A 12,190-nucleotide genomic window follows, 5' to 3' on the forward strand; every position below is an offset into this window, starting at 1 on the left:
TCATCCCTCGATTTTCGTCCCTCAATCGGGGATTTCTCGCCAGGAATTAGTTAAATATTCAAGAAGTTAAGAAAATTCTAGCAAGTTTAGAAACATAAATTATGCACGTGATCACTCGTAAACGTTTAAATGAATTTGCTCAAAAATATCCTGAAACAAAAACCGCACTTTCTCAATGGTATAATAACATCAAAAATAATGATTTTTCATCTTTTGTTGAATTAAGGAAGATATTTCCTTCTGCTGATCAAGTTGGTAAACTAACTGTTTTTAATATTGGTGGTAATAAAGTTAGATTAATTGCTGCTATACACTATAATCGAAAAAAGGTTTATATTCGGGCTGTTTTAAGCCATCAAGAATATAATAAAAATAAATGGAAAGAATAACTATGATTACGACTAACTTAAATCAAACTGTCACTGCTTGGTCAAACTTATCTGATAATCTATTTGTTCCTCATACCGAAGCAGAATATCAAAAATTAGTGACAATTTTGGACGAATTAATTGATATTGTAGGTGAAGATGAATCACATCCCTTAGCATCATTAATGGAAGTAATAGGAGTATTGATTGAAAATTATGAGGATCAATATGTTTCCGAATCATCGGTTTAAAAAATAAAATCTAATATGAAATGAATTAAATTAATATTGACTAAATTTTTGAACCTTTGCCAGTATTAAGAACAATGTTCAATCAGACTAAGAATACTATCAACAATGATAATGGGAGTGTTTAATGTTTGAGAAACTTCTTCAACCCTCATATCATCTAAAAAAACTGTATCGTGATCTTTTAACATAAGCGAAGGTAGTAAAATTCCATCTCCTAAATCTCTATTTTTTAACTTTGAAACAATATCTTCTCCTGTTAATAATCCTGTTACAGTAATTTCTTGTCCCCAATAATCGCTATTTAAAGCAGCTAAATTAACGGTTAAATTATCTACATCATTAAGTTTTTTAACTAAAGGTGTAAATGCTTTCGCTACTGCATTGCCAACTACCCAAGTCAATGTTTTTTTCTTTTCTATTTTTTGGGGTAATAGTTGTTTTGCTGTTTCTTGAAATTCTTTAATAAATTGACGAATAGAACCGACACCATTACCAATTTGAGGATAATCCTCATAATGAGACTCTGGAGGTAAATCTTCTTGTGCAATTAAAAACCATTCGTCTGCTAACCATACAAAATTTGTGTTAAATTTTTGAGAGAATTTTGCTTGTAAACTCTGAACTTGTTTAATAACTTCTTTGGCTTTTTCTCGACTCACAGGGATTAATTCATCTTCTGTAGGACGAAATTTAGTTAATCCTACGGGAACCACCGCTGCTGATAAAATTGCTGGCGTTTCTCCTAAAGAAAATTCTGCTAAGTCTTCTAATGTTTTCTCTAAATGAATGCCGTCATTAATTCCGGGACAAACCACTACTTGAGCATGAATTTGCAACCGTCTTTCTTGAAACCATTTAAAATGTTCTTTAATTAAGCCAGCACGATTATTTTTTAATAGTTTTACTCTAACATTTGGTTCTGTTGCGTGTACGGAAACGTATAGAGGAGATAAGCGCATGGCTTCGATTCGTTGCCATTCTTTTTCTGTTAAATTGGTCAAAGTTAAATAACTTCCATAGAGAAAACTAAGGCGATAATCATCGTCTTTCAAATATAAACTATCTCTTTTGCCAGGAGGTTGTTGATCAATAAAACAAAAAGGACAACGATTATTGCATTGAAGCAACCCATCAAATAAAGCGGATTCAAACTCTAAACCCAAATTATCATCGTAATCTTTTTCAATTTCCACTAGATGAGTCTTTCCATGACTATCTAACACTTCTAAATCTAAAAATTCATCAGCGCACAAAAAATTATAATCGATCAAATCACGGGGTTTTGTCCCATTAATAGAAACGATAGCATCCCCCACTTCAAAGCCAATTTCTTCGGCCATAGAACCCGGTAAAACAGCCGTAATTTTAGCAGGGTTAATAGAAGATAAAGTCATATTTTAAAATTGTAGAACGGTGACAAATTAAAGTTTCCAAAAAATTTAAGGTTTTTACAATATTATATCTAGAAAAATCTTGTTAAATTGATGGGTGTAATGGTGATTGTCTGGATTGTCATTTATCCTCACAGTGTAGACTGTCACCCCGATCATACCTTAACGGGTCTTGTATTAGGTAAAAGGCAATACAGAATGTTGGTTATCCTGACTATTTACTATCAACTATTAAGCCTCCTAACACAACCCCATATATTGATGAATGCTTAGAAAATGTCAATGAATCTTGATAACTTCCCGTGGCTTACCACCGTTATTCTCTTTCCCATTGTAGCAGCGTTGTTAATACCAATTATTCCCGACAAAGACGGTAAAACCGTCCGTTGGTACTCGTTAACAGTGGGATTAATCGATTTTGCTATTATTGTATATGCTTTTTACACGGGCTACGACCTCAGTAATCCCAACCTCCAGTTAGTAGAAAGCTACGCTTGGGTTCCCCAACTAGACTTAAAATGGTCTGTGGGGGCTGATGGTTTGGCCATGCCCTTAATTTTATTAACTGGCTTTATCACCACTTTGGCAACCATGGCCGCTTGGCCGGTGACGTTTAAGCCCAAACTTTTCTATTTCCTGATGTTAGCCATGTATGGTGGACAAATAGCTGTGTTTGCAGTTCAGGATATGTTACTGTTTTTCCTGGTATGGGAATTAGAATTGGTCCCAGTTTACCTAATTTTATCCATTTGGGGCGGAAAACGTCGTTTATACGCTGCCACTAAGTTCATTCTCTACACCGCAGGCGGTTCTCTGTTTATCCTGGTTGGTGCTTTAACCATGGCCTTTTTCGGCGATACCGTTACCTTTGATATGGCAACGATCGCAGCTAAAGATATCCCTCTCAAGTTACAGTTATTCCTGTACGCTGGTTTCCTCATTGCCTACGGGGTAAAATTACCCATATTTCCCCTTCATACTTGGCTACCGGATGCCCACGGGGAAGCTACAGCACCGGCGCATATGTTGCTGGCAGGGATTCTCCTAAAAATGGGTGGTTATGCGTTAATACGGATGAATGCACAGATGTTATCCGACGCTCACGCCTATTTTGCCCCAGTGTTGGTTATTCTAGGGGTGGTGAATATTGTTTATGCAGCGTTAACATCCTTCGCCCAACGCAACCTAAAACGGAAAATTGCCTATTCTTCCATCTCTCACATGGGTTTTGTTTTAATAGGTATTGCTTCATTTACCGATATCGGAATGAGTGGGGCGATGTTACAGATGATTTCCCACGGTTTAATTGGGGCGAGTCTCTTCTTTATGGTGGGGGCAACCTACGACCGTACCCATACCCTAATGTTAGACGAAATGGGTGGTGTTGGTCAGAGAATGAAGAAAGTATTTGCTATGTGGACTACTTGTTCGATGGCTTCTTTAGCTTTACCTGGAATGAGTGGTTTTGTAGCAGAATTAATGGTGTTTGTGGGCTTTGCAACTAGCGATGCTTATAACTCTACTTTCAAAGTTATTATTGTCTTTTTGGCTGCTATTGGTGTCATTTTAACACCCATTTATTTGCTGTCCATGTTACGGGAAATGTTGTACGGACCAGAAAATAAAGAGTTAGTTTCTCATACCAAACTAATTGATGCAGAACCCAGAGAGGTGTTTATTATCGCCTGTCTGTTAATTCCCATTATTGGCATTGGTTTGTATCCGAAAATTGTTACTCAGATTTACGATTCAACTACTACTCAGTTAACCGCTTTGTTACGTGAATCTGTGCCTAGTTTAGTGGAAGAAGTAGAAGTTGCTTCTCGTTATGATATGGCAATTAAAGCCCCGATAATTAAATAGGAATTTAGCCTATTTAAGTTATAAAAAAGTCTACTTCATAGTGGGCTTTTTTATTTCTTTCCTTTTCTTCTGAGATTAATCAATATTCCTATTAACTGAGAGACAACGAGAATTAGAGTATAATCTTGATTGTTAGCTGTGGATGGATATTGAAAGAAATGATAGGATAAAATAGAATCTTCCCAAGCGAATTCAATTTCTTACAATGCTATTAAACTATAATCCCCGTCATTGTTTACCCTCTGCTGAAGATTTACCAGACTCTGATGATACTCCTGTGGACAACGAATTACAAGACTTAATTCCCCATGTACTGAAAGATATTTTAGCCTTGATTTGGGAAGAGAAAATGGACTGGTATTTTGGGGTAGATATGGGAATTTATTACAACCCTAAACAACCAACAGATGTGATTGTTCCTGATGGTTTTTTAAGCGTAGGAGTTCCCCGCATTATTGATTCAGATTTAAGGTTATCTTATGTGTTATGGGATGAACTTGTTATCCCCACAATTGTTTTAGAAGTAGTGTCTCAAACCAGAAGAGGAGAATATACTCAAAAGAAAGAAGATTATGCAAATATGGGAGTATTATATTATGTCATTTATAACCCTTTAAGAAAAAGAAAACCCCGTTTAGAAGTGTATCAATTAGAAAATGGAGAGTATCAATTATTAGAAGGGGAACCAGTTTGGTTAGCAGAAATTAACTTAGGAATAGGAAGAGAAATAGGAGTTTATCAAGGAGTAGAAAGAGAATGGTTATACTGGTATGATAAACAAGGGAAAAGATATTTAACCCCTCAAGAGGAAGCGAGACAAGCTCAAGAAAGAGCAAAATTACTAGAAGAAAGACTTAGAAGCTTGGGGATTGATCCTAATGAATTATAAATAATTATATATATTAAGTATAATGTTATCTAGTATTATTTCCTTGGAATTAAATATCTTTTGATACATTTTATATTTTTTCGATTTGACTATCTAACGCTTGTCGAGAAATTTTAGTAACATAAACACTTACTAATATGGTAGCAATTAAGCCAACGATGTATAAAACCCATTCTAAGGGTGTTTTTTCCCTTTCTGTCGCTCCTAAAGTGGCAAGGTTACCAATCAGAGAACCAATATAAACATACATGATTGTACCAGGTAACATCCCTATCCAAGAAGCGATCGCATAATCTTTAAAGGATACTTTTGTAATGGCAAAAGCGTAGTTTAAGATAACAAAAGGAAACACAGGAGATAAACGAGTTAATCCAACAATTTTCCATCCTTCTTTCCCTACTGCTTCATCGACTGCTTTAAATTTTGGGTATTTTTCTATCTGTTGAGAAACCCATCCTCTAGCAAGATAACGCCCTATTAAAAAGGCTGTAATTGCCCCTAGTACCGAGGCAATAGAGACTAAAACTGCCCCTTCAATTACATCAAAAATAATTCCGGCACCAAAGGTCAAAATTGAAGCAGGAATCAAAAAAACAGCCGATAAAATATAAGCAAAAATAAAGATCAAATAACCAATAGTTCCTAAATCCTGTATCCATTGTAATAAGTTTTGGAGAGTATCTGTAATACTAAAAGTATCTAGAATTCCTAGCTGTTTGATAATAATTATGGTGGCAGTAATTAACACAGCAATTCCTCCTAGTTTCAGTAAAAATTTGTTAGATTTTGCTCTTTTTTCCATGATAAATATCCTTCAATTAATACTTAAGTGAGTTAAATTAGTGAACCTCCGCAACTAGATCCACTTCCAGCAGTACAACCATAACAATAATTAGCAGTCTTAATATCAGTGATAACGTCTAAATTACCTATTTCTAGCAAGGTTTCTACAGTTAATGGTTTTCCATTAGGCAAGGTAGCTAATATGTTTTCCATTTGATTAAAATCACAGTCATAAACATTGCCCAAATAATCGATGGAAAGTTGATTACGACACATGAGATGATTGAGAGTTTGTTCGTTATAATGAGACTCTAAAAATTGCATATAGGAAACATACAAATTTTTGTTTTTTAGATAGTTTTTAACTCTACCAATGGGTAAGTTGGTGATTGTAAACAGTTGATTAAATCTAATATCAAAATTATCTTTAAGGAAGGTCTTATAATCTTTCTCTAAGTTAATTTGATTAGGGGTTAAGGAAAAATTTTCATTGTTGGGGATAGAGGGATTATAAACCAAATCCAAAATTAGATTTGGGTCGTTTCCGTAACCTAATTGATTAAGTTTTTTAATAGCCCTAATAGAAGCATCATAAACCCCTTTACCTCTTTGTTTATCTACATTATCCTCTAAATAACAGGGTAAAGAAGCAACTACTCTTAATTGATTATGGGCAAAATATTCTGGCATATTTTTAAACCCTTCCTCAAAAAAGATAGTTAAATTTGAACGTACAATAACTTCTTTTTCCATTTTTCTCGCAGTTTCTACTAGGGGTTGAAACCCGTAGTTCATTTCTGGTGCGCCCCCTGTTAAATCAATAGTCTTAATTTGCGGAAAGCGACTAATTAACTGGATTAGTTGTTGACAAATTCCTGGTGATAATTCTTCTGTTCTTTTGGGACTTGCTTCGACATGACAATGGGTACAAGCAAGGTTACAACGTCTTCCTAAATTTATCTGTAAGACAGTTATTTTTTGTTTGTTTAGTGTTTGTTTTAGTTGGTTATGAAACGGGTTTATTTTATTATTATTTAAAGTAATCATCTGTTCTGCTCTCAAGTAAGTTAATAGCGATCAGTTAATGTTAACTGATCACTGTTAACTTTATAATTAACAACATTCCTCAGGAGTACAGCAGTCTATATTCTCTTTAATTTCTGTAAGATTATAGTTACTGCCTTTCGTTTCTTTAGGATGACGAATTGCCTTATTTTTACAACTAAATTCTGTTGCCTCTTCTAAGGCTATTTCTTGATAAGGAGGAAGTCCAATAATATCTTTTTGATAAGGACTTTCTGCACGGGTTAAAATCTGATAAGTTTTATCACAAACCGCCATCCTTTCTCCTCGGCAAAAAGTGTGTCCATCGTCGTCCTGTACTTGTTTCCAAGGCCCTTTATAAATAATAGATTGTTTTCTTTCTAAACAAGGACCTTCCTTCCCTTTATAGGCACGAATGGTCATAGAACGAAATTCAACACCATCAATTACTTGCCAGGGTGTTTCCTCTCTTTTAAGAATTTCAACACCATAAAATCCAGCATTTTCAAACATCTTTAGAAATTGATCTTCTCGAAATGCCCCGGCAATACAACCACTCCATAAATCAGGATCATTAAGAATATTTTGTGTAGGATCTTCATCGCACACAATATCAGAAATTATCGCCCTTCCACCTCGTTTTAAAACTCGATATAGTTCCTCAAACAACTGTTGTTTATCTTCTGGCTTAACTAGGTTTAAGACACAGTTGGAGATGACCACATCGATGCTATCATCTACAATTAAAGGGCTATTTTCACGGAAGCGATCGCATTCGCTTTCAAACTTACTTAAATCGTCCACCGATTGGATAGGATGACTCTTTAACCAACCTTCAACTAGGTCTAAATCTAGAGTTAAGTCCTGTATTTTTCCTTTGACGAATTTTGTATTGCTTGCTCCAATCTTCTCAGCAATATCCTGCTGATATTTACGAGCAATTTTCAACATCTCATCGTTAAAATCCACACCAATAACTTGACCAGTTTCACCAACTTTTTGAGCTAAAATATAACAATTTTTTCCCGTTCCAGAACCTAAATCTAAGACAGTTTCTCCTTTTGCGACATAACGAGTTGGATCACCGCAACCATAATCTTTATCGATAATTTCTTGGGGTAAAATTTCTAAATAATTCCCCTCGTATTCGGTAGGACAACATAAACTAGGTTGTTGAACTTTTGCCCCTTCTTGATAACGATCTATGACAGTCTTTTCGATATCATAAGTAACAGAGTTGAAAGATTGAGAAGTTACCATATTTAACTGTAAATCACCTTGGATTAATTACAAAAGAAAAACAAAATAAACCGTTTGTTCAGGAATGTAATATCATTAAAGAAGAAAGAAATGAGAATTTCCTGAGATTTGCCTTAACTTTCCTAAGATATCACTAATTGGTTACACATTATTAATTATGTCTGAGTCTTTAACCCAAGAAAACACGCCTGATTTGGCGGAGATCCTAAGCGAAGTGAAGTTCTTAAAAAGCAAAGTCGCTGACTTAGAAGAAAAACTTAAATTAGTTCCCGATATCACTAGATATAGTCAATTACAAGAATTTTTAAAAGAAGAAAAGTTCAAAGAAGCGGATCAAGAAACTAGCAGAGTAATCCTAGACGCAGTTAACCGTAGTCGGGATGATCTCACACCAAGTGACATGAAGCAACTCCCCTGTAGCATTTTGCAGGTGATAGACACCCTCTGGCGTGATTATAGCGGTAATCGCTTCGGGTTTAGCATTCAGTTGCGTCTCTATGAAGAAGTGGGGGGAAGTATTGAAACCCTCAGATCCCAAAACATGGATATTTTACAAAAGTATGGCGATCGTGTGGGATGGCGGCAGAATGGACAATGGCGAGGCAGTGACTATGGTAATTTCGATTTTACCTTATCTGCCCCAGAAGGCTGTTTTCCCGCTATTTGGTGGAAATCTCCCTACGGATTTAAAATGGCAACCTTTTGCTTTATGCGTTTAATCGAGTGCAATTTAACGGATCCTCAAGTATCTTAATAAATTCATCAAGACTGGGAACAATAATAATAAGTGTTCTTATTATTATCGATTATGAAACTGAAATTTATTGCTTGGGGTTTAGGTATTACAACAATTACTACAGCCGGCTTATTTGGGCTTATTTACTTAGTAAATTTACCCTATCCCATGATACGTCGTCCCGTCTCAAAAGTTGCGCCTCTCTTATTATTACCTAGTTATATTCAAATGGATCATAATTATCGAGAAGCGATCGCCCATGTGGAACAAGCGGATCAATTAATTCATCAGGTTTCTAGTTTTGATGATATCGAATTAGGAGAAGAAAAGGTTAAACTTGCTCAAGAAAATTTAGACAAATTACCGGTTTGGTTTATTGGTTATGAACCGAAAAGATACTGCGAAATGTTTAGTTGTAGTTGGCAGTTTACCGTCGATGAATTTGAGGATGCTAGACGCAAAATAGGTAGAATGGAAGCAATTATATTTCAACAAAAAAATGCCTTTAATACCTATCAGCAAGCAGAGAATAACTTACAACAAGTCAGACAAAACTATCAACAAGCTACTCAATCAGAACAAAAACAAACAATCATAACAAGTTGGCAAAAATCCCTGGATGAATTACAACAATTACCCCCCAACACTTTAGCTGCAACCTTAGCTAGTTCAAAATTAGGTAGTTATCAAAGAGACTTTCAATCTGTAACCGGTACCATAACGGAAAAACAAAGAACAAATACTATGATAAATGCAGCCAAAAGCTTTTCTTTATCGGCGGCAGAAATGTGCCAGAATCCTCCTCATTCTGCGGATCATTGGCAAGAATGTCAACAGCTTTGGCAAAAAGCAATCGATCGCTTAGAAACAATTTCTCAAGATGATTTAGGCTATTTAGAAACTCAGGATTTATTAGCACAATACGAAACTAATTATAGTCTGGTAAAACTAAGATCTAAAGCTGAAAAAGAATCGGTGAATATCTTAACAACGGCTCAAAAAGACATCCAAATTATTCAAGAACAATTTTCTAACGGAGTTAAGCCGAATGAAAGACAAATATTTATTAGAAAAATGCAAGGGACTATCGAACAATTGAGAAAAGTGGAAACAGGAACCACTGCTCACCAAGAAGCACAAAAACTGCTACAGTATGCTCAAGCTAAGGTAAAAGAAGCAAGCCAGTAAATTAAATCTATTGCTTGATAATAATTGAAAAAAATCCCAACTTGGTTAACAATAGATAGGTAGGTTTTATTGTTGCTATTTATGTCTAGTCCCCAAACAAATCCAACCCAAACTTATCATGCTATCTTAAAAGCATTAAACGATTTAATTAATGTTGTAGCCAAACTGCGATCTCCTGACGGGGGATGTCCTTGGGATTTAGCCCAGACTCCCCAAACTTTGATACCTTATGTGATAGAAGAGGCGTACGAAGTAGTTCATGCTATCAGAAGCGAAGATCAAAAGGCTATTGCAGAAGAATTGGGAGACTTATTGTTGCAAGTGGTACTACAGGCACAAATAGCCAAAGATAACGGTCATTTTAGCCTACAAGAAGTGGCAGAAGGAATCACAGAAAAATTGGTTCGTCGTCATCCTCATGTGTTTGGCAATGTAACAGTTGAAAATAGCGAACAAGTACGTCAAAATTGGGAAAAAATTAAGGCAGAAGAGAAAGGAGAAACCCCAGAAACGGCTCAATTATTGAGTCCAAAATTAGATCGCTACCATTCCACTTTACCCCCCCTCATGGCAAGTAGTAAAATATCGGTTAAGGCAGCAAAAGCAGGTTTTGAATGGGAAAATGTTGAGGGGGTTTGGGATAAGTTCTCTGAAGAATTAAGCGAGTTTAAAGAGTCATTAGAAACTGATGACAAAGCCCATCAACAATCAGAATTAGGAGATTTGTTATTTACTATTATCAACCTAGCCCGTTGGTACGATTTAGATGCCTCAGAAGCCCTATCAGGAACTAATGAGAGATTCATTCAACGGCTTTCTAAGATGGAAAAATTTGCCGATCGCCCTCTAACAGATTATCCCTTAGAATATTTAGAAAAGCTTTGGCAACAAGCAAAAAAAGAATTGAATCAATAAGTAATTATCATAAAAAAAATATCCTCTTAAGGAAAACCAGTTATAATTGAGAAAAAGACAATCGCTTTATGAACATTGATCCCAAAAAAGAACCAGTTAACCCTACTTCAGAGCAGAAAAATAACATTGGGCAAATTATCTGGGAAAATGTACAAATTTTAGTTATTGCTGTTATCTTAGCATTTATTATTCGTACTTTCATTGCTGAACCCAGATATATTCCTTCTGAGTCTATGTCTCCTACTTTAGAAACAGGCGATCGCTTAGTTGTTGAAAAAGTATCTTATTATTTTCATCCCCCACAAAACGGTGATGTGGTTGTTTTTGAACCTCCCATGCAATTGCAATTACAAGGGTATGATAAAGGACAGGCTTTCATCAAAAGAATTATTGCCACAGGAGGGGAAACTGTTGAGGTTAAAGAAGGTTTTGTTTACGTCAACGACTACCCCCTAGAAGAAGACTATATCCTAGAATCTCCTCACTATAACTTGGAAGCCGTAGAAGTTCCCGAAGGCTATTTATTTGTCATGGGAGACAATCGAAATAATAGTAACGACTCCCATGTTTGGGGGTTCTTACCCGAAGAAAATATCATTGGTCATGCTATTTTTCGCTTTTTTCCTTTCCAACGTATTGGCAATATTTTAAGTACAATAATATGATAGATAAAGTACTATTGAAACGCAGACTTTTTTTAGGATTGACCTCAGCTTTTTTAGGAAGTTTGATTTTAAAAGGGTGTGGAAATAATAATAATTCTACTTCCGAAAACCAAAACACATCTCCTTCAACTAACCTAGAAACAGAAAGCGAAGATTCTCTCAAGATAGCCATCGTTCTACCAGGGATTATAACCGATAAAGCTTGGAATCAAACTGGTTACGAAGGTATTAAGTTAACTAAAGAAAAATTGGGAGCAGAAATAGCTTATGTCGAACAAGTTTCTCAGGCAGATCAAGCAGAAACTTTAGCAGATTTTGCTCGACGGGGTTACAGTTTAGTATATGCTCACGGAGGACAATTTGATGCAGCTATTGAACAGATAGCCGATCAATTCCCTGAAACCTTTTTTATCGGCGTAAATCTGAAACCTTTTTTATCGGCGTAAATGGGGCTGTTGAAGGGCAAAATATAGCCTCTTTAAGAATAGATCATTTGCAGGGAAGCTACCTATGTGGCATCTTAGGGGCATTAATGACAAAAAGCAATCAAATGGCTTATATTACAGCCCAATCTTTTCAAGCTACCGATGAAGAATTAAGAGGATTTGAGTTAGGGGCAAAATCTATCAATTCAGACATTAAAATCATTCCCAGTTATACGGGAGATTGGAATGACGCAGCCAAGGCAAAAGAAGCAACCTTAGCCTTAATTTCTGCCGGTGCTGATGTTGTTTATCAATGGTTAGATAACGCCTCTCCTGCCGTCTTAAAAACCACACAAGAAAGTATCTTCTCAAAAAGCCAGGGGTCACTCGCTGCGAAAACTTAGGCCAAACA

Annotated in this window: 14 protein-coding genes; 10 read left to right on the forward strand and 4 right to left on the reverse strand. The window is 35.8% G+C overall.

Annotation, left to right across the window (positions count from 1 at the left end):
• Positions 1-101: 101 nt before the first annotated feature.
• Both P9B04_RS04615 and P9B04_RS04620 read left to right on the forward strand, forming a co-directional pair.
• Positions 102-389, forward strand: coding sequence for a type II toxin-antitoxin system HigB family toxin (locus P9B04_RS04615; protein ID WP_342053826.1), 288 nt, complete (start codon positions 102-104; stop codon positions 387-389).
• Positions 390-391: 2 nt separating this feature from the next.
• On the forward strand, positions 392-619 hold the full coding sequence (locus P9B04_RS04620; protein WP_342053827.1) for a hypothetical protein: 228 nt from the start codon (positions 392-394) through the stop codon (positions 617-619).
• Positions 620-684: 65 nt separating this feature from the next.
• Here the strand turns inward: P9B04_RS04620 and P9B04_RS04625 are convergent, their stop codons facing one another.
• Positions 685-2,013 (reverse strand): TIGR03279 family radical SAM protein, encoded by a 1,329-nt coding sequence (locus tag P9B04_RS04625; protein ID WP_342053828.1) that lies wholly within the window; start codon positions 2,011-2,013, stop codon positions 685-687.
• 279 nt (positions 2,014-2,292) lie between these two features.
• Here P9B04_RS04625 and P9B04_RS04630 point away from each other — a divergent pair, with 279 nt between their 5' ends.
• On the forward strand, positions 2,293-3,873 hold the full coding sequence (locus P9B04_RS04630) for an NAD(P)H-quinone oxidoreductase subunit 4 (RefSeq protein ID WP_342053829.1): 1,581 nt from the start codon (positions 2,293-2,295) through the stop codon (positions 3,871-3,873).
• A 205-nt stretch (positions 3,874-4,078) separates the two neighbouring features.
• Positions 4,079-4,762, forward strand: coding sequence for a Uma2 family endonuclease (locus P9B04_RS04635; protein WP_342053830.1), 684 nt, complete (start codon positions 4,079-4,081; stop codon positions 4,760-4,762).
• A gap of 70 nt (positions 4,763-4,832) precedes the next feature.
• Here the strand turns inward: P9B04_RS04635 and P9B04_RS04640 are convergent, their stop codons facing one another.
• From P9B04_RS04640 to P9B04_RS04650, 3 genes are all read right to left on the reverse strand, one after another.
• Positions 4,833-5,564 carry a TVP38/TMEM64 family protein gene (locus P9B04_RS04640; RefSeq protein WP_342053831.1) on the reverse strand — a complete coding sequence of 244 codons (732 nt, stop codon included), beginning with the start codon at positions 5,562-5,564 and terminating at the stop codon, positions 4,833-4,835.
• Between the two features lie 32 nt (positions 5,565-5,596).
• A complete protein-coding gene (gene arsS, locus P9B04_RS04645) occupies positions 5,597-6,592 on the reverse strand; it encodes an arsenosugar biosynthesis radical SAM (seleno)protein ArsS (RefSeq protein ID WP_342053832.1) in 996 nt (331 codons plus the stop codon).
• A 66-nt stretch (positions 6,593-6,658) separates the two neighbouring features.
• A complete protein-coding gene (locus P9B04_RS04650) occupies positions 6,659-7,849 on the reverse strand; it encodes a methyltransferase domain-containing protein (protein ID WP_342053833.1) in 1,191 nt (396 codons plus the stop codon).
• 157 nt (positions 7,850-8,006) lie between these two features.
• On the opposite strand from P9B04_RS04650, the gene P9B04_RS04655 reads away from it, so the two are divergent.
• From P9B04_RS04655 to P9B04_RS04680, 6 genes are all read left to right on the forward strand, one after another.
• Positions 8,007-8,603 (forward strand): GUN4 domain-containing protein, encoded by a 597-nt coding sequence (locus P9B04_RS04655; protein WP_342053834.1) that lies wholly within the window; start codon positions 8,007-8,009, stop codon positions 8,601-8,603.
• A 54-nt stretch (positions 8,604-8,657) separates the two neighbouring features.
• Positions 8,658-9,773, forward strand: coding sequence for a hypothetical protein (locus tag P9B04_RS04660; RefSeq protein ID WP_342053835.1), 1,116 nt, complete (start codon positions 8,658-8,660; stop codon positions 9,771-9,773).
• An 81-nt stretch (positions 9,774-9,854) separates the two neighbouring features.
• The gene (mazG, locus tag P9B04_RS04665; RefSeq protein ID WP_342053836.1) at positions 9,855-10,688 is read left to right on the forward strand and encodes a nucleoside triphosphate pyrophosphohydrolase; all 834 of its coding nucleotides are present in this window, start codon (positions 9,855-9,857) and stop codon (positions 10,686-10,688) included.
• Positions 10,689-10,756: 68 nt separating this feature from the next.
• On the forward strand, positions 10,757-11,353 hold the full coding sequence (gene lepB, locus P9B04_RS04670) for a signal peptidase I (protein ID WP_342053837.1): 597 nt from the start codon (positions 10,757-10,759) through the stop codon (positions 11,351-11,353).
• A complete protein-coding gene (locus P9B04_RS04675) occupies positions 11,350-11,799 on the forward strand; it encodes a BMP family ABC transporter substrate-binding protein (RefSeq protein WP_342053838.1) in 450 nt (149 codons plus the stop codon). Before lepB ends, P9B04_RS04675 begins: the two co-directional genes overlap by 4 nt.
• A 23-nt stretch (positions 11,800-11,822) precedes the next feature.
• Positions 11,823-12,182, forward strand: a complete 360-nt coding sequence (locus tag P9B04_RS04680) for a BMP family ABC transporter substrate-binding protein (protein ID WP_342053839.1) — start codon at positions 11,823-11,825, stop codon at positions 12,180-12,182.
• The last annotated feature ends 8 nt before the right edge of the window (positions 12,183-12,190 follow it).

It is taken from the genome of Crocosphaera sp. Alani8, from assembly GCF_038442745.1.
Classification (GTDB): Bacteria; Cyanobacteriota; Cyanobacteriia; order Cyanobacteriales; family Microcystaceae; genus Crocosphaera.